A 22,002-nucleotide genomic window follows, 5' to 3' on the forward strand; every position below is an offset into this window, starting at 1 on the left:
CCTAGGGCGGGCGTTACTCCACCCCACGCGTCCGGCGGATCGGCTCTCCACGCGATGTCCGATTCCCGCGAGGAGATGTCGGGGGCGCGGCTACTGTCGTGCACATGACGAACGACGGATCCCTGCACCTGCGTCGGATCGACTCCCCCATCGGCCGCATTGAGGTCGTCAGCGACGGGCGCGCGATCACCTCTCTCGCGATCGAGCACGCCGGCTCGCTGCCGCACGACGAGGAGGCCGAGCACGGCGACGCGGTCCTCGATCGCGCCGCCGACCAGCTGGCCGAGTACTTCGCGGGCGACCGGCACGACTTCGATGTCCCCGTGGAACTGGCCGGCACCGCCTTCCAGCTCGCGGTGTGGGAACAGCTCGTGCAGTTGCAGTGGGGAGAGGTGATCTCCTACGGCGAGCTCGGCCACGCCACCGGCAGGCCCACGGCCGGCCGGGCCGTGGGCGGCGCCGTCGGGGCCAATCCCGTGCCGATCATCGTGCCGTGTCACCGCGTGCTCGGCGTCTCGGGCCGCATCACGGGCTACAGCGGCGGCGAGGGCATCCCGACCAAGTCGTGGCTGCTCGAGCACGAGGGCATCGCGCACACGGTGCCGGCCGACACCACGGCCGTCCAGCTCGATCTCCCGGCCGCGTGAGCGTCATCGTCGGCGCGGACGGCCGGGCGCGCTGCGGGTGGGCCGGATCGGCCCCGAGTACCTCCGCTACCACGACGACGAGTGGGGCACCGTCTTGCACGGCGACCGCGAGCTGTTCGAGCGGATGAGCCTGGAGGGGTTCCAGGCCGGGCTGTCGTGGATCACCATCCTGCGCCGCCGCGACACGTTCCGGGCCGCGTTCGCGGGCTTCGACATCGACGCGGTGGCGGCGTTCGACGATGCCGACGTCGCGCGGCTGATGGCGGATCCCGGCATCATCCGCAACGCCGCCAAGGTCGACGCGACGATCTCCAACGCGCGCGTCGCCGCGGAGCTCGTGCGTGAGGCGCCCGGGGCGCTCGACGCATTGCTGTGGAGCTTCGCGCCGCCGGCTCGCACGGTCGCGCCCCGCGCCGGCGAGATCCCGGCGACCACGCCCGAGTCGGTCGCGCTCAGCAAGGAGCTCAAGAAGCGCGGGTTCCGGTTCGTCGGACCGACGACGATCTACGCGCTCATGCAGGCGACGGGCATGGTCGACGACCACGCGCAGGGGTGCTGGCGGGCGGCCGGCGCCTGACCCACCCGGTCGCCCGCGTCACACCACGAGATCCAGCTCGCCCGGCGCTCCGTGTTCGAGGCGGATGCCGGTCGCGGCCGCCCACGTCCGGAGCGACGCCAGGTCGGGGTGGTCGATCCCGGCATCCAGCATCCGGCGGACGAGTTCGCCCTTGCCGTGCTTGTTGAAGTGGTTGAGGGCGCGGCGACGGTCCGCACCGTCGTCCGCGACGACACGCACGAACCAGGACCCCTCGGGAGCGGGGCCGAGCGCCGCATAGGCCTCCGAGCGCAGGTCGAGCACGAGCTCCTGGCCCGCGCGTGCCGCGAGGGTGGCGCGCACCGGCTCGGACCAGTGCCGCCCGAGCGGCATGCCGGGCAGCCGGGAGTCGGGCGACATCCGATAGGCCGGCACGAGATCCAGCGCACCGACCATCCCGAACAGCGCGGAGGCGATGAGCACGTGCTCGCCCGCGAAGCTGCGGGCCTGATCGCTCAGCGAGGAGGAATCCAGGGCGTCGTAGAGCACGCCGTCGAAGCGGTCGATCGCGGGCAGCAGCGGCGAGGTGAGCAGCGCCCGATTGCGCTCGATCTCGCCGGCGAGCCTCGGGCCGAGCTTGAGCGCCGCCATGGCGGCGCCCTTCGTGCGGCACAGCCGGCGCAACGCCGCGACCGCGGCCACGCGCTGGGGCGTCAGGGCAGGCAGCGAGAGCGCGGAGAGGTCGAGCGCGGTGCCCGGCGAACCGCTGTCGCGCTTGGTCTCCGACGGCGGGAGCAGCAGAAGCACGGGGGACGCCGCTCAGGCGACGTGCGCGTCGCCGCCGAGGATGAACGCGAGCGCGTGCTCGACATTGCTGCCGAGCGGCTGCACCGAGTCCAGGGTGATGCGCGGCACGGCCGCACTGGAACCCGACCAGCTCTCCCACTCGTCGGTGCGCTGCTCGACGGCGTGCCAGTCGGGCTCGGCGAGATGCGGCAGCTCGCGATCGCGCTTCTCGAGCCGCGCGCGATGCAGCAACGGGTCGGAGCACACCACCTCGAGGAACTTGACCGGCACATTCTGTCGGCCGGCCAGGCGCACCCACTGCTCGCGAGCGGGCTCGACCGCGTTCACCGCATCCACGATGACGCCGGCACCGCCGACGAGCACCGCCTCCGCGATGGTCTCGGCGACGAGATAGGCGGCGAGACCGGTCGGCTGGTCGGGGGCGATGCCGGCGCTCAGAATCGCCGACTCGAGCGGGTCGACGGAGACGATCGGCAGGCCCAGGCGGTTGCCGACGACCTCCGCGATGGTGCTCTTGCCCGTGGCCGGCAGCCCGGCCGTCACGATGAGCTGCGGAACCGCCGACCGGACCCCGGGTTCGGTGATCGCGCCGAGTTCGGTCATGTGAGGACTCCGAGTGCCGGGGTGCTGGCCCGGATGCTCAGACCAGCTCTGCGGTGCCCGCGACGATCGTCACGACGTCGTTCTGCATCGACAGGAAGCCGTCCTCCGCCTTCGCGGTGACGATCGAGCCGTCGGTGGTGGTGATGCGCACCTCGCCCTCGGCGAGGATCCCCAGCACCGGCTGGTGGCCGGCGAGCAGGCCGATCTGGCCCACCTGGGTGCGGGCGACCACCTGCTTGGCGCTCCCCGTCCAGACCTCGGCGTCCGCCGAGACCACGCTCACCGTCAGGTCGGCCATCTCAGCCGTTCTCCTTCTGGATCTGCGCCCACTTCTCCTCGACGTCGCTGATCGAGCCGACGTTGAAGAACGCCTGCTCGGCCACGTTGTCGAACTCGCCCTTGGCGATCGCGTCGAACGACTCGACCGTGTCCTTGAGCGGCACCGTCGAACCCTCGACACCGGTGAACTTGGTGGCCATGTAGGTGTTCTGGGAGAGGAACTGCTGGATCCGGCGCGCACGCGACACCGTGATCTTGTCCTCCTCGGAGAGCTCGTCGACACCCAGGATCGCGATGATCTCCTGCAGCTCCTTGTTCTTCTGGAGGATCTGCTTGACGGTCGTCGCGACGCGGTAGTGGTCCTCGCCCAGATACCGGGGGTCGAGGATGCGGCTGGTCGAGGTGAGCGGGTCGACGGCCGGGTACAGACCGCGCGACGCGATCTCGCGCGAGAGCTCCGTCGTCGCGTCGAGATGCGCGAACGTCGTCGCCGGAGCCGGGTCGGTGTAGTCGTCGGCAGGCACGTAGATCGCCTGCAGCGAGGTGATCGAGTGACCGCGGGTCGAGGTGATGCGCTCCTGGAGCACGCCCATCTCGTCCGCCAGGTTCGGCTGGTAGCCCACCGCGGACGGCATGCGGCCGAGCAGCGTCGAGACCTCGGAGCCGGCCTGGGTGAACCGGAAGATGTTGTCGATGAACAGCAGCACGTCCTGGCCCTGCACGTCGCGGAAGTACTCCGCCATCGTGAGAGCCGACAGCGCCACGCGCAGACGCGTTCCCGGCGGCTCGTCCATCTGACCGAAGACGAGGGCCGTCTTGTCGAAGACGCCCGCCTCCTCCATCTCGCCGATCAGGTCGTTGCCCTCACGGGTGCGCTCGCCCACACCGGCGAACACCGAGACACCACCGTGGTTGGCGGCGACGCGGTAGATCATCTCCTGGATGAGCACCGTCTTGCCGACGCCCGCACCGCCGAACAGGCCGATCTTGCCGCCCTGCACGTAGGGGGTCAGCAGGTCGATGACCTTGATACCGGTCTCGAACAGCTCCGTCTTGGCCTCGAGCTGGTCGAAGGCCGGCGGCTTGCGGTGGATCGGCCAGCGCTCGGTGATCTCGATCTTCTCGCCCGGCTCGGCGTTGAGGATCTCGCCGATCACGTTGAAGACCTTGCCCTTGGTGACGTCGCCGACGGGCACGGAGATCGGGGCGCCGGTGTCGCGCACCTCCTGGCCGCGGACCAGGCCGTCCGTGGGCTTCAGGGCGATCGCGCGCACGACGTCGTCGCCGAGGTGCTGCGCGACCTCGAGCGTGATCTCGGTCGCCGACTCCTCGTCGCCCGTGAGGGTGATCGTGGTCTTCAACGCGTTGTAGATCTCGGGGATCGCGTCGTGCGGGAACTCGATGTCGACGACGGGGCCGGTGACGCGCGCGATGCGGCCGACGCCCGCGGGGACTCGGCCTTCGCGGCGGGGGCCTTCTTGGTCGCAGTAGCCATGGTTATTCCTTACGTCTATTTCGCCGAGCTCAGGGCGTCGGCGCCGCCCACGATCTCGGAGATCTGCTGGGTGATCTCGGCCTGACGGGCGTTGTTCGCCAGGCGGGTGTAGTCGCGGATGAGCGAGTCGGCGTTGTCGGAGGCCGACTTCATCGCCTTCTGCGTCGCCGCGTGCTTGGAGGCGGCCGACTGCAGGAGCGCGTTGTAGATGCGCGACTCGATGTAGACGGGCAGCAGGGCGTCGAGCACGTCCTCGGCATCCGGCTCGAACTCGTACAGCGGGAACGCCGCGTCGCGATCCTCGGGCGCCTCGACGCCCTCGACGACCTCGAGCGGCAGGAGACGCACGACCTCCGGCTCCTGAGTGAGCATCGAGACGAAGCGGTTGTAGACGATGTGGATCTCGTCGACCCCGCCCTCGCTCGTCGGCTGCACGAAGCGCCGCACGAGCTCCTGCCCGATCTCCTGCGCCGTACCGAACTGCGGGGTGTCGGTGTCGCCCGCCCAGACCTGCTCGAACGCGCGCTTGCGGAAGGAGAAGTACCCCACCGCGCGGCGGCCGATCAGGTAGTAGACGACATCCTTGCCCTGGCTCTGCAGCAGGGTGGCGAGCTCCTCGCCGGCGCGCAGCACGTTGGCGTTGAACGCCCCCGCGAGCCCGCGGTCCGAGGCGAAGACGACGATCGCGGCGCGCTCGATCTTCTCCGGCTCGGTCGTGAGTACGTGCTCGACGTTGGAGTAGGTGGCGACGGCCGACACGGCGCGGGTCACCGCACGCGCGTACGGCGCGGACGCCTTGACGCGGGCGAGCGCACGCTGGATGCGACTGGCCGCGATGAGCTCCATCGCACGCGTGATCTTCTTCGTGGTCTGCGCGCTGCGGATGCGGGCGCGGTACTCGCGGAGCTGTGCTCCCATGGGATCGCCTCCTCTCTATCGCTCGGGTCGGGGGTTCGTCAGCGCTTCGACTTGACGATCTTCTCCTGGTTGACGTCCTCGACGTCGGTGGCCTCGAACTCCTCGACGCCCGGCCTGCCGAGCGGGTCGCCGGCCCCGGTCACGAACTCCTTCGAGAACGCGTCGACCGCCTTCTCGAGCTCGGACTTGGTGTCGTCGCTCAACACGTTGGTGTCGCGGATCGTGGCGAGGATCTCGGTGTTGCGCTCGAGGTAGTCGTGCAGCTCGGCCTCGAAGCGCAGCACGTCCTCCACCGGCACCTCGTCGAGCTTGCCGTTGGTGCCGGCCCAGATCGACACGACCTGCTTCTCGACCGGGAACGGCGAGTACTGCGGCTGGCGAAGCAGCTCGGTCAGCCGGGCGCCGCGGTCGAGCTGGCGACGGCTCGCGGCATCCAGGTCGGACGCGAACAGCGCGAACGCCTCGAGCGCCCGGTACTGCGCGAGCTCGAGCTTGAGCGTGCCGGAGACCGACTTGATCGACTTGACCTGGGCGTCGCCGCCGACGCGCGACACCGAGATGCCGACGTCGACCGCCGGGCGCTGGTTCGCGTTGAACAGGTCGGACTGCAGGAAGATCTGGCCGTCGGTGATCGAGATCACGTTGGTCGGGATGTAGGCCGACACGTCGTTCGCCTTGGTCTCGATGATCGGCAGCCCGGTCATCGATCCCGCGCCCAGCTCGTCCGAGAGCTTCGCGCAGCGCTCGAGCAGACGGGAGTGCAGGTAGAACACGTCGCCCGGGTACGCCTCGCGGCCCGGCGGGCGACGCAGCAGCAGCGACACGGCCCGGTAGGCCTCGGCCTGCTTCGACAGGTCGTCGAAGATGATCAGCACGTGCTTGCCGCCGTACATCCAGTGCTGGCCGATCGCCGAGCCGGTGTAGGGGGCCAGGTACTTGAAGCCCGCGGCGTCGGAGGCCGGAGCTGCGACGATCGTCGTGTACTCCATCGCCCCGGCGTCCTCGAGGGCGCCCTTCACGGCCGCGATCGTGGAGCCCTTCTGGCCGATCGCGACGTAGATGCAGCGGACCTGCTTCTCGGGGTCGCCCGAGGCCCAGTTGTCCTTCTGGTTGATGATCGTGTCGATCGCGATCGCGGTCTTGCCGGTCTGGCGGTCGCCGATGATGAGCTGGCGCTGGCCGCGGCCGATCGGGATCATCGCATCGATGGCCTTGATGCCGGTCTGCATCGGCTGGTGCACGCTCTTGCGCTGCATCACACCGGGCGCCTGGAGCTCGAGGGCGCGGCGGCCCTCGGTCGCGATCTCGCCGAGGCCGTCGATGGGGGCGCCGAGCGGGTCGACGACCCGGCCGAGGTAGCCGTCGCCGACGGCGACCGACAGGACCTCGCCCGTGCGGGTGACCTCCATGCCCTCCTCGATGCCGCCGAAGTCGCCGAGCACGATGACGCCGATCTCGTCCTCGTCGAGGTTGAGCGCGAGGCCCAGCGTGCCGTCGGCGAAGCGCAGCAGCTCGTTCGCCATCGCCCCGGGGAGGCCCTCCACGTGGGCGATGCCGTCGGCCGTGTCGACGACGGTGCCGACCTCGGTCGCGTTCGCCTTCTGCGGCTGGTACGACGAGACGAAGCTCTGCAGCGCGTCGCGGATCTCGTCCGGGCTGATGGTGATGTCTGCCATGGGGATTCCCTCTACTGGGTGGAACTGGTGCCGGGTCAGCCGGCGAGCTGGAGTCGGAGGTCGGCGAGCCGCGCCGCGACGGTGCCGTCGATGACGTCGTCGCCGATCTGGATGCGGACCCCGCCGATCACGGCCGGGTCGACGACCGCGTTGAGCTGGATGTCGCTGTCGTACGTCTTCTTCAGCGCGGCCGCCAGGCGGTCCTGCTGCTTCGCGCTCAGCGGAGCCGCCGAGGTGACGGTGGCGATGCGGCGTCCTCCGGATGCGGCGACCACGTCGGCCGCCTGCGCGAACATCTCCCCCACGCGACGGCCGCGAGGGCTGCGCACGAGGTGGTCGACGATCGCCAGGGTGCCGGGATGCGCCTTCTTCCCGAGCAGTGCATCGACGAGGGCGGCCTTCGACTCGCCCTCGGCGAGCTTGTTGCCGAGCGCCAGCTCGAGCTCCGGATCGCTCGCCACGATGCGCGCGAACGCGAACAGCTCCGCCTCGATCGCCTTGGTGTGGCCGTCGCCCTGCGCGATCGCGCGCACGCCGACCTCCTCGATGCCGGCCACGAGCTCGTCGCCGTTCGACCACCGGGACTGCACGATGCCGGTCAGCAGGCTCGCCGCGGTCTTCTCGAGACCCGGGAAGATCTTCGCCACGATCGCCGACTTCTCGTCGGGCGCGATCGCCGGGTCGCCGAGCAGTGTGCGCAGCTGCCCCGACTCCTCGACGGCACGGCCGGCCGTCATCAGCTGCTCACCGGTCGCGACGGAGACGCCCTTCGCGGCGGTGAGGACGTCGATGGCGGTGCGGAGCGCCTGGCGGGATGCGGAACCCATTACCTGCTCGACCGTGCCCTCTCAGCCGGCGACCTTCCCGCCTGGGCCGCCGCGGCGTCCGCGGTCTCCAGGTCGGCGAGGAACCGGTCGACGATGCCCGCCGAACGCTTGTCGTCGCTCAGGCTCTCGCCTACGACCGTCGACGCCAGGCCGAGGGCGAGCGAGCCGACCTCGATACGCAGCGAGGACAGCGCGGCGGCGCGCTCGGCCTCGATCGTCGCCTGGGCGTTCGTCTTCACGCGCTCGGCGTCGGCCTGCGCCTGCTCGAGCAGATCGGCCCGGATGCGCTTGGCATCCTCGCGCGCCTGCTCGCGGATGCGGGCCGCCTCGGATCGCGCCTCGGCGAGCTGCGCGTTGTACTTCTCGAGCGCCTCGGCCGCACCGGCCTGCGCCTCCTCGGCCTTCTTGAGGCCGCCCTCGATCGCCTCGCGCCGCGCGTCGAGCGCGGCGTTCATGCGGGGTACGACCTTCCAGATGACGAACGCCAGGATCACCACGAACGCGAGCGTGCCCCAGAACAGATCGGGGATGCTCGGGATCAGCAGGCTGGGGTTGTCGTCTCCCGCCGCTCGGACGAATGCGTCGCGCATCCGGACTCCTTACGAATCGGTGGGCTGGATTACGGCTTGGGGAACGGGATGAAGGCGACGGCGATCGCGATGAAGCAGAGCGCCTCGACGAGCGCGATGCCGAGGAACATCAGGCCCTGCAGGCGACCCTGCAGTTCGGGCTGACGGGCGACCGACTCGATCGTCTTGCCGATCACGTAGCCGACCCCGATACCGGAGCCGATGACGGCGAGACCGAAGGCGAGCGGAGCGAGCTGTCCGGCGACGTCCATGGGGTTTTCCTTTCGAGGGTGGTTTTTCTGGTCGTGATGACCGATGAATCAGTGCTCTTCGGCCAGCGCCATCTGCAGGTAGATGGCGGTCAGGATGGCGAAGACGTAGGCCTGCAGGGCGGCGACGAAGAGTTCGAGCCCGACGAACGCCATGCCGAAGGCGAAGCTGCCGATGCCGAGCAGCCCGAGGAAGTTGCCGGAGAAGAGCAGGGTGACGATGAAGAACTGGGTCGCCGAGAAGCACAGCACGAGCAGCATGTGGCCGGCGACCATGTTCATCAGGAGTCGCAGGATGAGCGTGACCGGCCGGACGATGAAGGTCGACAGGAACTCGAGGATCGCCAGGAACGGGATCAGCACCACCGGGACGCCCGGCAGGATCAGTGCGTTCTTGAAGTACTTGAGGCCATAGCGCTTGATGCCCGCGTAGATGAACGCCACGTAGGCGACGACCGCGAGGACGAGCGGGAGTCCGACGTTCGCCGACGCGGCGATCTGGAGCCCGGGGATCGTCGACGTCAGGTTCATGCCGAGCACGGTGAAGAAGATGCCCATGAGCAGCCCCATGAACCGCTTGCCGTCCTTCTCGCCGAGCGTGTCGATGACGATGCTCTTGCGGACGAAGTTGAGCGCGAACTCGAAGACGAGCTGCCCGCGCGACGGCACGATCTTCATACGGCGTGAGCCCAGCCACAGCAGGAGCACGACGACCACGACCACCAGGATCCGGATCAGCATGATCCGGTTCAGCGCGAAGGGCGTGCCCGCGAAGAGGACGGCCTTCGGGAAGAACTCGTCGATCGACGGCGGATGGAAGTCCGCGGGCCCCGCGGTGAGCGCGAAGATCCCGGCGGCGACCAGGATGGCGGCCAGGACGGCGAGCGCAGCGTTGCGGATGAGCCGGGCAGAGGAGAGCGGTTGAGCCTTCAGGACTTTCTCCGATATCGGGGCGCTCGACGCGCGGCGATCGAGGGGAGGATTGACTCCGAGCCTATCAGGCCGGAGCGCCCTCAGGATGCCCCGTCGTCATGACGCTCGCCGGGCAGCTTCACATCGCTCACGTACGGCACCCGGGCGCGCACGAACGCGATCAGATCGGCGATGAGCGAGCCGAGCACCGCGACGATCGCCGCGATCGCGAAGACCGTCGGGTTCATCCAGGTCGCGCTGCGCAGCAGCAGCGCCGCGACGACGAAGACGACGAGCTTGACGAAGAGCGCCCCGACCACCACGGCATAGAAGGCGGGGTTGGTGCCGTCGTTCTTCGTGACGCGGCCGCCGACGAGCATGCTGACCGCGGTCAGGCCGAGGAAGACGAAGGCGATGGCCGCCCCCATGAGCCCGCCCGCCAGGCCCGCGATGCCGGCCACGACGAATCCGATGACGCTCGCGCCGATCGCGACGGCCACGGCGACGAACGCGCCGTAGCGCAGCGCGCGCGTGAGGATCGGGGTGACGCTCATGCGGACTCCTTGTCGGAATGCAGGGGGTCGGGATGCAGGTGCTCGAGCATCCGATCGGTCTCGGCCCGGGTCGGCGACACCTCGCCCGCCTCATCGAGGGGGTCGAAGCGCGCGACCCCGATGGGTCCCGTGGGCGGCGAGCTCTGGGCGACGGCCTCGATCGCCTTGCGCCGGCTGAGCGGCGAGAGCGTGACGGTGCCGCACACGACGAGACCCGCGAGCGTGACCGCCAACGCGATCCACCAGGGAACGAACAGCAGCAGCACGCACCCGAGGGCGATGGCCGCCGTCCAGGCGTAGAAGATCAGCACGGCGTGCAGGTGGGAGTGGCCCATGTCGAGCAGGCGGTGGTGCAGGTGCTTGCGGTCGGCGCTGAAGGGCGACTTGCCGGCGCGCAGCCGGCGCAGGATCGCGAGGCCGAAGTCGAGCAGCGGCACGATGAGCACGGCGAAGGGCAGGATCACGGGCGCGAACGCCGAGGCGTACCGCGAGGCGTCGATCGCTCCGGTGCCTCCGGGCAGGTCGACCGAGCTCGTGAGCGAGATGGTCGACGCGGCCATGAGCATGCCGACCAGGAGCGCCCCGCCGTCGCCCATGAAGAGCTTGGCGGGCCGCTTCTCGCCCCAGCGGAAGTTCAGCGGAAGCATCCCGACGCAGGCCCCGACGAGGATCGCGGCGATCAGCTCCGGCAGGTTGAAGTAGCTGGACTGCTCGGTCGGGCCGTAGGTGATGACGTAGACGCAGACGAAGAAGGCGCCGTTGGCGATGATCGCGACGCCGGCCACGAGCCCGTCGAGCCCGTCGATGAAGTTGATCGCGTTCATCACCAGCACGACGAGGAAGACCGTGATCGCCAGCGACATGTACGGCGAGAGCGGGACGACGGTGCCGGGGAGCGGGATCCAGGTGATCGACACGCCCTGCCAGGCGAGCAGGCCGGCCGCGATGATCTGGCCCGCGAGCTTGGTGAGCCAGTCGAGGTCCCAGATGTCGTCGGCGATGCCGATCGCGACGATCATCGCGGCGGCGCCGAGCACGGCGATGACGCGCACCGGCTCCGAGAACGCGACGGCGAGCGGCGGGAAGCGGCTCGCCACGAGGAACGCCGCCACCACGCCCAGGAACAGTGCCGCCCCGCCCAGCCGCGGCGTCGGACGGGTGTGCACGTCGCGCTCGCGGATCTTCGGGTACAGCCGGAACCGCGTGCTCAGCTTGTAGGTCAGCAGCGAGAACAGGAATGTCACGACGGCGGCGCTGCCGCCCGCCGCGATGTAGAAGACTATCCGCACCGTTCGGCCCCCACGACCCGGATGATCTCCTCGTCGGGGATGACGCCGTGCCGCACGATGGTGAGCTTGCCGTCCGGGTGCTCGAGCGCGGTCGCGTCGACGATCGTCGAACCGGATCGCTGATGCTCGGGGGCGTACCACTCGGCGCTCGGACCGGCCTCGAGGTAGACCTCGATCGCGTCGCCGAGCTGCGCCTCGGCCTCGGCCGCGGTGGTCGCGGCGGGCTGGCCCGTCTTGTTCGCGGAGGAGACGGCGAGCGGGCCGGTCTCGGCCAGGAGCTCGAGCGCGATCGGGTGGCGCGGCATCCGGAGCGCGACCGTGCCGCGGGTCTCGCCGAGATCCCAGTCGAGGGTGGAGCGCGCGCGCAGGATCACCGTCAGCCCGCCGGGCCAGAACTCGCCGACGAGCGCCCGCACCTCATCCGGCACGACCTCGGCGAGCGCGTCGAGGGTCGGCAGCCCGGGCACGAGCACCGGCGGCGGGGCCGTGCGGTCGCGCCCTTGGCGTCGAGCAGCCTCTGCACGGCCGGCGCCGCGAACGCCTCGGCGGCGATGCCGTAGACGGTGTCGGTGGGGATGACGACGAGCTCGCCGCGCTTCAGCGCCGCCCGCGCGAGGCGCATGCCCTGAAGCAGCTGGGCGGCATCCGTGGTGTCGAAGGCGGGCACACCTGCGATCCTAGACTTGGGCCACATGCCCCTCCTGTTCGTCTTCGACATGGACGATGTGCTGTACCGGTACGACTGGCGCGTGCGCATGGGGCTCCTGGAGGAGCTGACCGGGCACGACCTCGTCGAGCTGCGGCGACGCTGGTGGCACGACGACGGCGAGTGGCGCGCCGAGGCCGGCGGCTACGCGACCGCGGGCGAGTACCACGCGGCGTTCGAGACGGCGATGGGGATGCCGGTGCCGGTCGACGACTGGCTGCGCATCCGGCGCGCGGCCATGACCCCGTGGCCGGAGTCGTTCGCGGCCGTGCGGCGGGCCGCGGAGCTCGGCGAGGTCGCCCTGCTGACCAACAACGGGCCTCTCGTCGAGGCGCATCTGGCGACGCTGGCGCCCGAGATCGCGGAGCTGTTCGGCTCGGAGCTGCACACCTCGAGCTTCTACGGGGCGCGCAAGCCCGACCCGGGGTGTTCCTCGCCCTGCTGGAGGCGTACGGGCGCGAGCCGTCGGAGGTGTTCTTCACCGACGACCTGCCGGAGAACGTGGCCGGCGCCGAATCGGTGGGCATCACCGCACACCGGTTCACCGACGCGGCGTCGCTGGTCGCGGCGATCGAGGCCTTCACGGCGTTCCGGGCGGAACCCCTCGCCGACCCCCGCTAACGCAGGGCGGTCGTCGCCCGGTCGCGCCCGAGGAGGTCGCGTGTGGTCGCGGCGGCGCGCCAGCCGTCGGCGGTGAGCAGCGCGCGCACCGCGGCGCCCTGCAGCTCGCCGTGTTCGAGCACGAGCATCGCGCCGGGGCGCAGCAGCGCGGCCGCGCGGGCCGAGATCGCGCGGATCGGGTCGAGCCCGTCCGCTCCCCGTAGAGCGCGGCCCGCGGGTCGAACAGCCGCACCTCGGGGTCGCGCGGGATGGCGTCGTCGGGGATGTACGGCGGGTTGGACACGACGACGTCGACGGTGCCGTCGAGCTCGAGGAGCGCATCGGGATCGGCGAGGTCGCCGAGCTCGAGCCGGATGTTGGCGGCGCCGGTCGCGGCGATGTTGCGCGCCGCCCAGGCATGCGCCTCGGGCGAGCGCTCGAGGGCGACGACGTGGGCGTGCGGCACCTCGGTCGCGAGGGCGAGAGCGATCGCGCCGGACCCGGTGCCGAGGTCGACGGCGACGGGTTCGGGCGTGGGCACCGCCTGCAGCGCGTCGATCGCGAGCTGCGCGACCGTCTCGGTCTCGGGCCGCGGCACGAAGACGCCGGGGCCTACGGCGAGCTCGAGGGAGCGGAAGGGAGCTGTGCCCGTGATGTGCTGGAGCGGCTCGCGGCGGGCGCGTCGCGCGACCGCGTCGTCGAAGGCGCTGCGCCGCGCGGGAGTGATCCCGGGATCCGGGTCGATGCCAGTGCCCGTGCCCGTGCCCGTGCCGACGACGATCATCGCCTGCAGACGGCCGCGACCGATGCCCAGCACATGAGCGAGGAGCAGTTCGGCGTCGGCCTCGGGCGTCGGCACGCCGGCGTCCCGCAGGGCCTCGAGGCCGCGCTGGCGCAGCTCGGCGAGGAGGAGGTCGTCGTGTTCATGGGCGAGAACCAGCCTACGGAGCCGCGGGCGAACCGACGGCACGCTCCTGCAGTCGTCGGTAAGCGGCGCTGCGGGTCCGGAGCGCGATCGGCTGCTGTGCGGCGTCGATCGAGGTGGGCGGGATCAGTTCGTATCGGATGCCGTTCTCATCCATCGCGCGCTGGAACTCCCACCCCTGGTCGTGCACGAGCCGGTGATGGTGCCGGCACAGGAGGATGCCGTCGTCGATGTCCGATCCCCCGCGATCCCGTACCCAGTGCCGGATGTGGTGCGCTTCCGTCCAGGACGGTGGTCGTTCACAGCCGGGGAACATGCACCCACCGTCGCGGGCGTGAAGGGCCCGGCGCTGTCGGCGGGTGAAGAGCCGTGAGGCGCGGCCGACGTCGAGCGGCCGCCCGTCGGGATCGAAGACGATCACCTGCTGACCGGAACTGCAGACGAGCCGCTCGGCGGTCGCGGTCGAGACGGGCGCGGTCTGACCTTCGATCTGGGCGAATCCCCGGCCCGACGCGAGGTCGGCACCGGTGACGAGCACCCGGACGGCGGGAGGCTCGTCACCGCCGAGCAGCTGCGGGTCGGCCGTGTGGCCCAGGCGCAACAGTTCCACGAGCACGTCGGAGGCGTACTGCTCCGCCGTGCGCGGATCGCGCTCGATGCGCTCGGCCCGCGCCCGTTCGTCGGCGCGCACGAAACGGGGTCCGCCGAGCTTGGGGAGGTGGCGCGGTCGACGACATCGGTGACGAGCGCTGCGGTCTCGGGATCCATGAGCCACACGGCCCGCGTCATCCCGTCGCTCTGGCGATGCAGCCGGAACGAGCGCTGCTCGCGGCGCCGCGCCTCGCGTTCGGCGACGCCGGCGGCATCGAGCTCGTCGCGCACCTCGCGTGCCCGCGTGTGCAGCCGATCGGCATCGAGTGCTTCGGCCTCACCGAGCAGCATGCTCGCGGCCATGGCGAGCGCTGCGGCATCGATGCCGACACCGGGCAGACCGAGCCCGCGCCGGATCGCCGTCGCCTTCTCCGGGGAGAGCCGCCCCGCGACGACACGCTCCGCCACGCACGACATCCAGGGCGCGGACGGCACCGGCACCTCCCCCGTCGCGGGGTGCGGGAGCTGCTTTGTCTCGACGAGCAGCTCCCCCACCTCCACCGCCTGCCGCGCATCGCGCAGCGTGCTTCCCGCGGCGGTGCGGACAAGCTCGGCGGGCGTGCGGTGCCCTCGGGACTGGGCGAGCCCCCGCAGACCCAGCTCGGCGCGCGAACGCTGGGCGATCTCCCCCGCGATGAGCGCCTGCTGCGCCTGCACGACGCCCGCCTGGTCGGCCACGACGCTCGCGAGCTGCAGCAGCTCGTCATCGCTCGCGCCCCGCAGCCGCGCCGCGTCGGCGAACGGTCGGGAGAACCACGCGAGACCCGAGAGCGCCTCTTGGAGAAGGTCGCCCAACGGTGGCGCGTCGTCAGGCTCGGCGCCGCCGAACGACTCCTCGAGTGACGCAGCAGCATCCGTCCCCGCCGCCTCCATGGAAGCCGCGATCATCGCGTCGGCATCGGCAAACCGAACGAACGTGGTGAGCGAGGGGCGGGACATACCCCTATTCTAGCGAGATTCGAACGTTTGTTCGAGTGAGGTGGAGAACCCGATTCAATCGTCGCTTGAAGGTTCGGCTGCCTCCAGCGCCGCCGCCACGGCCTCGAATTCCGCGAGCGCCGCCGTGAGGTCGTCGACGATCTCGCGCGCGATCACCTCGGGCGCCGGCAGCTCGTCGAGGTTCTCCAGGGACTCGTCGCGGAGCCATGTGAGGTCGAGGTTCGCCTTGTCGCGTGCGACCAGTTCGTCGTAGCCAAATGCGCGGAACCGCTCCGACTCGACCCGCTCATCCCGCGGCCGGCCCGGCGCGAACGCGTCGACGAAGTCGTCGAGGTGGGCGCGCGTGAGCGGGTTCTGGCGCAGAGTGAAGTGGACGTTGGTGCGGAAGTCGTAGACCCACAGCTTCTCGGTCCATGCGCCGCCGTCCGCACGGGCGGGCTTCTTGTCGAAGAACAGCACGTTGGCCTTGACCCCATTCGCGTAAAACAGGCCGGTCGGCAGCCGCAGCATCGTGTGCAGGTCGAAGTCGCGCAGCATCCGGCGCCGCAACGTCTCGCCGGCGCCGCCCTCGAACAGCACGTTGTCGGGCAGCACGACCGCGGCGCGTCCCGGCGTGTCGAGGATCGTGGCGATGTGCTGCAGGAAGTTGAGCTGCTTGTTCGAGGTGGTGACCACGAAATCCGGGCGCTCGATGGCGATGTCGTCGCGGCTCTCGCGTCCGTCAGCTCCGATCACGGTGATCGACGACTTGCGCCCGAACGGCGGGTTCGACAGCACGACCGACCACCGGATGCCGGGGTCGGCGATGAGCGAGTCCTTCACCTCGATGAGGCTGTCGCCGCGCGGATCGCCCGCACCATGCAGCAGCAGGTTCATGGCGGCGAGGCGCGCCGTGCCATCCACCAGCTCCACGCCGTGGACCAGCGAGCTGCGCAGCTTCTCGCGCTGCGGCGGGGTGAAGGATGCCGGATCATCCTCCTCGACCTTCGCATGTGCCGCGAGCAGGAACCCCGCGGTGCCGGCCGCCGGGTCGACGATCGTGTCGTCGATGGTGGGGCGGATGCAGTCGACGATCGCGTCGATGAGAGCGCGCGGCGTGAAGTACTGGCCGGCCCCCGACTTGACGTCTTCGGCACCCTTCGCCAGCAGCGACTCGTAGGCGTCGCCCTTGATGTCGACGCCGGTGGCGAGCCAGCTCTCCTTGTCGATGAGATCGTGCACGAGCCGGCTGAGCTTGGCCGGGTCCTGGATGCGATTCTGCGCCTTGCGGAAGATCACCCCGAGTGTGCCGGGCTGCTTGCCGAGTTCCGTCAGGATGCGGTTGTACTCCAGCTCGAGCGCTTCGCCCTTGGCGTCGAGCAGCCTCTGCCAGGAGAACTCGTCGGGCACGATCGGCGCCTCGTCCGCGAACGGCAGGATCGCCCGCTCGTGCGCCATCTTGAGGAAGAGGAGATAGGTGAGCTGCTCGGTGTAGTCGATCGTGCCGACGCCGTCGTCGCGCAGCACGTTCGCGTACGCCCACAGCTTGTCGACGAGCCGCTTCGCCTCAGCGGGTGTCGTGGGAGGCATCGGCCAGTTCCTCAATTCGGTCGGTGTCGGATGCGCGTCCCGTGAGCCGGCCAGAGAACGCGGCGGTGAGGAGGGCGCGGCGGAGGGATGCGGAGCGGGTGCGCGATACCGTGATGGCGCTTCGTAACCGCAAGCTGGATTCGCGCAGCGAACGCCATCGGTCGACGACCTCGCGTTGGGCAGGAATAGGCGGGAGCGGAACACTCACCCTCGCCAGCGTCGGCTGGTCGATCTTGGGCATGGACCCCGCCAGCCCCTTCGCGTGCGAGGTCAAGAATTGCCGCGTTACCGAGCTCTGCAAGACAAGCTCAAGGTATTCGGGGACGACGATGGCACCGTCAACCCTTACCCGGATCATCAGGTCGGGGAAGATGGCCCACTCTGGAGAGCCCCGATACATCGCCGACGTGCCCACGAGTTCAGGCGTGTTCGACCGCTCGACGAGAACATCACCCTTCTCGAGCCACAATCCAACCGCCCTGGCCGGATCTGCACTCGTCAACTTGGTGTTCGCTTCCGTGAACTCGCCTTTGGTCACGGCTGTGAGCGTCAGTGTTCGCACACCACTACTGGCCTTGGTCGCAGGAGCCGAGATGCCGTTTCGCATCGGCTCCCGAAGGAGCTTGCCGAGCGGGCGGATCGGGTCGCGGACGGAGGTGAGTAACACGTCGCCATAGCGCCGCGCGATGATGCCCGCCCCGGCGACGGCGTGCTCAAACAACTCTTCCGCCCTATCGAGGCGGCTCAGGTGGCCCTCAAGGATATCGACGATCCGCCGCTGCTCAGCCAGGGGCGGGACCGGAATCGTCCGCGACGAAAACGTGCCCGAGTCGAGCGAGGCAACGGTGGTACCCGACTTACGGTCCCCTGCCAGGATCTGCCGCTCCTGCGAACGAAGCGCCCACGCGATCCATCGAACGTCTACATCGGACGACGGAACGATCGCCTTCATGTCCTGGTTGAGGGTCGTCTCGAACGGGACGATGGCGATCGGCACCGTGCGTTCGAGAATTCCCGACCGGACGACCACGGCCACCGATCCCGCGGGAACCACCTTCGCGCGACCGTCATCGACCGCGGCCGCCGTGACGTGATCGCGTGTTTGAACCAGGACCTCGTCACCCATGTCTTTCGGCGAAAGCCACGGCATCGTCCCGCCCGTCCAGTAGGCGGAATTGTCCTTCGACGGGGTAGAGCCTCCGTACCACTACTTCCCGAGGTCAGCCAGTCTCTTCCGTGGCCACGTCACCCTGCCAGCACCTCGCCCAGCTCCCGCACGTACGCCGCCGCACCCGCTCCGAGCGCCTGCACCGCGCCCGCTTGCCCGCCGCGCTCGCTGAACGGCGCGAGCTCGAGGTCGGCGGGTGTCAGCTCCGCCGACGAGGCGACCACCTCCGCCATCCGGTCGAGCCACCAGCGCTGCGCGTCGGTGAACACGACGCCTTCCTGCTCCTGCTGGGCGAGCCACGCCGCGTACCGCGCGTGGACGGCGTCCGCGAACGGCACCAGCTCCGCGTCGGCCCCGAGCGCGAACCGCAGCAGCGAGACCAGGTCGGTGAGCTGCCGGTTCCCCGACCCGCGCACACGGCTCCTCTCGACCGCCTCGTACGCCGTCCACAGCACCTCCGGCGTCCAGTTGTGCGGCGGGCGTTTGATCCGCTCGGCGAGCTCCTGGATGGCGGCGAAGCTCACGTGACCCGCCCCGCTCCGGCGCGCCTCGTCGACGAGCTGGATGGCGGCGATCTCGTCGCGGTTCTCGTCCAGGTAGTCGCGCCACGATTCGACGATCGTGCGGGCGCGGTCCGTGTCGACCACTCCCCCGGCGCCGAGGAGCTCGTCAACGCTCACCTCGTCGATCACCTGGTCGTGGCTGCGGCGCAGCTCCAGGATGCGCGAGCGCAGCTCCGGATTGGCGACCAACGGTTCGACGCTCGCCTCGATGAGCCGGTCGACCACCGCGATCCGGGCCGGCTCGCTCGCGGCCTCGAGGTCGAGCCCGGCCGCGGCGAGCGCCTCGGCCTGCGCATCCACCGACACCGCGTGCACGAGCCCCTGCACGATGCCGCGCAGCGACCCGCCTGCCACCTCGTCGAGTTCGGCGCGCTCGGCGGGGGTGAGCTGCAGCTCCAGCGCCGACAGGCGGGAGGCGAGCGTGGCCGTCTCGTCCTCGGTGATCGTCAGGTTCGCCACCCGCTGCAACAGCTTCTCGAGCGAGACGCCCTTCTCGCGGTTCAGCGGCGGCTCGACGAAGTCGTGCTCGGTCACCCCCACGGCATCCACGATCACGAAGCGGGTCTTCTCGACCGCATCCGGCGTGACGGCGCGGAAGTCGGCCTGCGCGATGGTGCGGGCGCCGCGCCCCTTCATCTGCTCGAAGTACTGGGCGCTGCGCACATCCCGCATGAAGAACACGCACTCGAGCGGCTTGACGTCGGTGCCGGTCGCGATCATGTCGACCGTGACCGCGATGCGCAGCGTCGGTGAGGTGCGGAACGCCTGCAGCGCGCCCTTCGGGTCCTTCGCGTTGTAGGTGATCTTGGCGGCGAAGTCGTTGCCCCGGCCGAACACCTGGCGGACCGTCGTCACGACCTCCTCGGCGTGGTTGTCGTCCTTGCAGAAGATGAGCGTCTTCGGAACCGTGGAGCGGCCGGGGAAGATCTCGGTGAAGAGCCGATCGCGGAAGGTCTTGAGCACGAGCCGGAGCTGCGACGTCGAGGTGACGGCGCGGTCGAGCTGACCCGAGGTGTAGACGAGGTCGTCGTCGAGCGCCTCGATCCGCTTCTCGCGGGTACGGCGATCGACCTTCGGCACGAAAGTCCCCGCCTCGATCCTGTCGCCCTCGCCGGTGATGCGGGTCCGGATGCGGTAGATGTCGAAGTCGACGTTGACGTTGTCGGCCACGGATTCGGGATAGGTGTACTCGCTCACCAGGTTCGACTGGAAGAAGCCGAACGTCTGCTTCGTGGGAGTCGCGGTGAGGCCCACCACGTGCGCGTCGAAGTACTCGAGGACGCTGCGCCAGACGCCGTAGATCGAGCGGTGCGCCTCGTCGACGATGACCAGATCGAAAGCCTCGGGCGGCAGCTCCGGGTTGTAGGCGACGGTGACCGGGGCATCCGGCACGAAGTCGTCGACGCCCGGATCGTCGACGTCCACCACCTCACGCCCTTGCAGCACCCGGTGCACCCGCTGGATGGTCGAGATCACGACGTTCGACGAGGCCAGCATTCCGGCGCCCGTGAGCTTCTGCACCGCGTAGAGCTCGGTGAAGCGGCGCCCGTCTCCGGGCGTTCGGTAGTTCTGGAACTCGCCGAGGGTCTGGTCGCCGAGGTTGTTGCGGTCGACGAGGAAGAGCACCCGCCGGAAGCCGCCCCAGGTCAGCAGGCGATACGCCTCGGTGACGGCGGTGAACGTCTTGCCGGCCCCGGTGGCCATCTGCACGAGCGAGCGGTCGAAGCGCTGCTCGGCGAGCGACCGCTCGATGCCGTCGACGGCCGTGATCTGCGCGGGTCGCAGCGACTCGGTCGTGAGCGGGGGCAGTCGCCGTACTTTCCCGCGCCACGTCGCCGGGCCATCCCCGGCCGCTCGGCCGTCGCGCACGAGCGCGGCGAGCGTCTCGGGTCGCGGGAACTGGAACAGCCTCCGGGCGCGGGGGTCGGGGTCCATTCCGTTGGTGAAGTGGCTCTCGGACCCGGATGCCTCGAACACGAACGGCAGGCGCCCGTCGTGCTGGATGGAGCGTTTGCGGTGCGCCTCGGGCAGGCCGTTCGCGTACATCGCGGACTGCCACTCGACGCCCGACAGAGTCGTGCCTTCCGGCTTGGCCTCGATGACGCCCACGACCTCCCTGTCGACATAGAGCAGGTAGTCGACGCGACCGTGCCCCGGTGCCATGACGACCTCGCGCACCGCGACGCCGGGACCGGCGAACAGGTTGAGTTGCTTGGCATCCTGGACGTCCCAGCCTGACTCCCGCAGCTGCGCGTCGATGCGCACCCGTGCCCGCTGCTCGGCCGCGAGGGCGAGCTCGGCGGCGGTGTGCATAACCCGATTCTTGCTTACCTGGGCAGGAGGCGGTGTGCCGCGTCGGGGGTTCTCGATACGCGGCTGCGCCGCTACTCGACCCGCTCAGGGTGCCGCTCGACCCGCTCAGGCGCCCTGATCCCCGATCGACGCGAGGCGCTCCTCCTCGTCCATGGCGATGAGCGACTGCACGACGGGCTCGAGCGCCCCGTTCATCACCTGGTCGAGGTTGTAGGCCTTGTAGCCGGAGCGGTGGTCGGCGATCCGGTTCTCGGGGAAGTTGTAGGTGCGGATCCGCTCCGAGCGGTCCATGCCGCGGATCTGGGAGTGCCGGGCATCCGCCTCGGCGGCCGCGAGCTCCTCCTGCTGCTTCGCGAGCAGCCGGGCGCGCAGCACGCGCATGCCCGCCTCGCGGTTCTGGATCTGCGACTTCTCGTTCTGCATCGACACGACGATCCCGGTCGGGATGTGCGTGATCCGCACCGCCGAGTCGGTCGTGTTCACGCTCTGCCCACCCGGCCCCGACGAGCGGAACACGTCGATCCGCAGGTCGTTCTGGTCGATCGCGACCTCCTCGGGCTCGTCCACCTCCGGGAAAACGAGCACGCCCGCCGTCGAGGTCTGGATGCGCCCCTGCGACTCGGTGACCGGCACCCGCTGCACGCGGTGCACCCCGCCCTCGTACTTGAGGTGTGCCCACACGCCCTCGGCCGGGTCGGTCGCGTTCGACTTCACCGCGAGCTGCACGTTCGTGTAGCCGCCGAGGTCGGTCTGGTCCTGCTCGAGCAGCTCGGTCTTCCAGCCCTTCGAGTCGGCGTAGTGGATGTACATCCGCAGGAGGTCGGCCGCGAACAGCGCCGCCTCCTCGCCGCCCGTGCCGCCCTTGATCTCCATGATCACGTCGCGGCCGTCGTCCGGGTCGCGCGGGATCAGCAGGTGGCGCAGCTTCTCGGTGGATGCCGCCAGCCGCTCCTCGAGCGCCGGCACCTCCTCGGCGAAGGCGGCGTCCTCCTTCGCGAGCTCGCGCGCGGCCGCGAGGTCGTCCCCGCCTCCCGCCAGCCGCTGTAGGCGGCGGCGATCCGGCTCAGCTCTGCGTACCGGCGGTTGACCCGCTTGGCCCGCCCGGCATCCGCATGAATGGCCGGGTCGGAGAGCTGCTCCTGCAGCTGTTCGAGCTCGGCCAGCAGCGACTGGACCGATTCGAACACC

At 70.0% G+C, this 22,002-nt stretch carries 18 protein-coding genes and 6 pseudogenes; 4 read left to right on the plus strand and 20 right to left on the minus strand.

Annotated features, from left to right (window positions below; translation table 11 throughout):
• Positions 1-104 precede the first annotated feature (104 nt).
• Together QQK35_RS02365 and QQK35_RS02370 are read left to right on the plus strand one after the other, a co-directional pair.
• Positions 105-647: a methylated-DNA--[protein]-cysteine S-methyltransferase gene (locus QQK35_RS02365; RefSeq protein ID WP_284252580.1), complete on the plus strand. Its 543-nt coding sequence runs from the start codon at positions 105-107 to the stop codon at positions 645-647.
• Between the two features lie 5 nt (positions 648-652).
• A pseudogene (locus tag QQK35_RS02370) lies at positions 653-1,224 on the plus strand (DNA-3-methyladenine glycosylase I).
• 18 nt (positions 1,225-1,242) lie between these two features.
• On the opposite strand, the gene QQK35_RS02375 reads toward QQK35_RS02370, so the two are convergent.
• The 10 genes from QQK35_RS02375 to atpB form a co-directional block, all read right to left on the minus strand.
• Positions 1,243-1,989 (minus strand): YaaA family protein, encoded by a 747-nt coding sequence (locus QQK35_RS02375; protein ID WP_284252582.1) that lies wholly within the window; start codon positions 1,987-1,989, stop codon positions 1,243-1,245.
• Positions 1,990-2,001: 12 nt separating this feature from the next.
• A complete protein-coding gene (locus QQK35_RS02380) occupies positions 2,002-2,592 on the minus strand; it encodes a P-loop nucleotide/nucleoside kinase family protein (protein ID WP_284252583.1) in 591 nt (196 codons plus the stop codon).
• Between the two features lie 37 nt (positions 2,593-2,629).
• Positions 2,630-2,890 carry a F0F1 ATP synthase subunit epsilon gene (locus tag QQK35_RS02385; RefSeq protein WP_284252585.1) on the minus strand — a complete coding sequence of 87 codons (261 nt, stop codon included), beginning with the start codon at positions 2,888-2,890 and terminating at the stop codon, positions 2,630-2,632.
• A gap of 1 nt (position 2,891) precedes the next feature.
• Positions 2,892-4,304 (minus strand): F0F1 ATP synthase subunit beta, encoded by a 1,413-nt coding sequence (gene atpD, locus QQK35_RS02390; protein WP_284255577.1) that lies wholly within the window; start codon positions 4,302-4,304, stop codon positions 2,892-2,894.
• A 77-nt stretch (positions 4,305-4,381) separates the two neighbouring features.
• The gene (locus QQK35_RS02395; RefSeq protein ID WP_284252587.1) at positions 4,382-5,284 is read right to left on the minus strand and encodes a F0F1 ATP synthase subunit gamma; all 903 of its coding nucleotides are present in this window, start codon (positions 5,282-5,284) and stop codon (positions 4,382-4,384) included.
• Between the two features lie 38 nt (positions 5,285-5,322).
• Positions 5,323-6,960 (minus strand): F0F1 ATP synthase subunit alpha, encoded by a 1,638-nt coding sequence (atpA, locus tag QQK35_RS02400; RefSeq protein WP_284252589.1) that lies wholly within the window; start codon positions 6,958-6,960, stop codon positions 5,323-5,325.
• Between the two features lie 35 nt (positions 6,961-6,995).
• Entirely contained in the window at positions 6,996-7,787 is a 792-nt protein-coding gene (locus QQK35_RS02405) for a F0F1 ATP synthase subunit delta (RefSeq protein WP_284252591.1), read from the minus strand.
• Complete coding sequence (locus QQK35_RS02410; protein ID WP_284252593.1) at positions 7,787-8,377, minus strand: F0F1 ATP synthase subunit B; 591 nt, start codon at positions 8,375-8,377, stop codon at positions 7,787-7,789. The genes QQK35_RS02405 and QQK35_RS02410 overlap by 1 nt, the downstream gene beginning before the upstream one ends.
• Positions 8,378-8,406: 29 nt before the next feature.
• Entirely contained in the window at positions 8,407-8,628 is a 222-nt protein-coding gene (atpE, locus tag QQK35_RS02415) for a F0F1 ATP synthase subunit C (RefSeq protein ID WP_284252595.1), read from the minus strand.
• A gap of 48 nt (positions 8,629-8,676) precedes the next feature.
• Positions 8,677-9,366, minus strand: coding sequence for a F0F1 ATP synthase subunit A (gene atpB / locus QQK35_RS02420; protein WP_344202252.1), 690 nt, complete (start codon positions 9,364-9,366; stop codon positions 8,677-8,679).
• On the opposite strand from atpB, the gene QQK35_RS02425 reads away from it, so the two are divergent.
• Positions 9,365-9,550 carry a hypothetical protein gene (locus tag QQK35_RS02425; protein WP_284252597.1) on the plus strand — a complete coding sequence of 62 codons (186 nt, stop codon included), beginning with the start codon at positions 9,365-9,367 and terminating at the stop codon, positions 9,548-9,550. The two genes, atpB and QQK35_RS02425, sit on opposite strands and share 2 nt — an antisense overlap.
• 88 nt (positions 9,551-9,638) lie before the next feature.
• On the opposite strand, the gene QQK35_RS02430 is transcribed toward QQK35_RS02425, so the two are convergent.
• The 3 genes and pseudogenes from QQK35_RS02430 to QQK35_RS02440 all read right to left on the minus strand — a co-directional run bounded on the left by QQK35_RS02430 (position 9,639) and on the right by QQK35_RS02440 (position 12,074).
• Positions 9,639-10,091, minus strand: a complete 453-nt coding sequence (locus QQK35_RS02430; RefSeq protein WP_284252599.1) for a Cg1360 family ATP-synthase-associated protein — start codon at positions 10,089-10,091, stop codon at positions 9,639-9,641.
• Entirely contained in the window at positions 10,088-11,380 is a 1,293-nt protein-coding gene (locus QQK35_RS02435; RefSeq protein ID WP_284252601.1) for an MraY family glycosyltransferase, read from the minus strand. The genes QQK35_RS02430 and QQK35_RS02435 overlap by 4 nt, the downstream gene beginning before the upstream one ends.
• Positions 11,371-12,074, minus strand: a pseudogene (locus QQK35_RS02440) (L-threonylcarbamoyladenylate synthase). Before QQK35_RS02440 ends, QQK35_RS02435 begins: the two are co-directional and overlap by 10 nt.
• On the opposite strand from QQK35_RS02440, the gene QQK35_RS02445 reads away from it, so the two are divergent.
• Complete coding sequence (locus QQK35_RS02445) at positions 12,073-12,783, plus strand: HAD family hydrolase (protein ID WP_284252603.1); 711 nt, start codon at positions 12,073-12,075, stop codon at positions 12,781-12,783. The pseudogene QQK35_RS02440 and the gene QQK35_RS02445 sit on opposite strands and share 2 nt — an antisense overlap.
• Here QQK35_RS02445 and prmC read toward each other — a convergent pair.
• From prmC to prfA, 7 genes and pseudogenes are all read right to left on the minus strand, one after another.
• Positions 12,704-13,584, minus strand: a pseudogene (gene prmC / locus QQK35_RS02450) (peptide chain release factor N(5)-glutamine methyltransferase). The gene QQK35_RS02445 and the pseudogene prmC overlap by 80 nt on opposite strands.
• Positions 13,585-13,627: 43 nt before the next feature.
• Positions 13,628-14,302: an HNH endonuclease signature motif containing protein gene (locus QQK35_RS02455; protein WP_284252604.1), complete on the minus strand. Its 675-nt coding sequence runs from the start codon at positions 14,300-14,302 to the stop codon at positions 13,628-13,630.
• Positions 14,303-14,379: 77 nt separating this feature from the next.
• A pseudogene (locus QQK35_RS20185) lies at positions 14,380-15,201 on the minus strand (DUF222 domain-containing protein); the annotation flags it as partial.
• Positions 15,202-15,255: 54 nt separating this feature from the next.
• Positions 15,256-16,770: a class I SAM-dependent DNA methyltransferase gene (locus QQK35_RS02465; RefSeq protein ID WP_284252609.1), complete on the minus strand. Its 1,515-nt coding sequence runs from the start codon at positions 16,768-16,770 to the stop codon at positions 15,256-15,258.
• Positions 16,748-17,956, minus strand: a pseudogene (locus tag QQK35_RS02470) (restriction endonuclease subunit S); the annotation flags it as partial. The gene QQK35_RS02465 and the pseudogene QQK35_RS02470, both read right to left, overlap by 23 nt.
• A 59-nt stretch (positions 17,957-18,015) precedes the next feature.
• The gene (locus tag QQK35_RS02475) at positions 18,016-20,814 is read right to left on the minus strand and encodes a type I restriction endonuclease subunit R (protein ID WP_284252612.1); all 2,799 of its coding nucleotides are present in this window, start codon (positions 20,812-20,814) and stop codon (positions 18,016-18,018) included.
• 105 nt (positions 20,815-20,919) lie between these two features.
• A pseudogene (gene prfA, locus QQK35_RS02480) lies at positions 20,920-22,001 on the minus strand (peptide chain release factor 1).
• Position 22,002 lies beyond the last annotated feature (1 nt).

The organism is Pseudolysinimonas kribbensis, assembly GCF_030161895.1.
GTDB classification, from domain to species: domain Bacteria; phylum Actinomycetota; class Actinomycetes; order Actinomycetales; family Microbacteriaceae; genus Pseudolysinimonas; species Pseudolysinimonas kribbensis.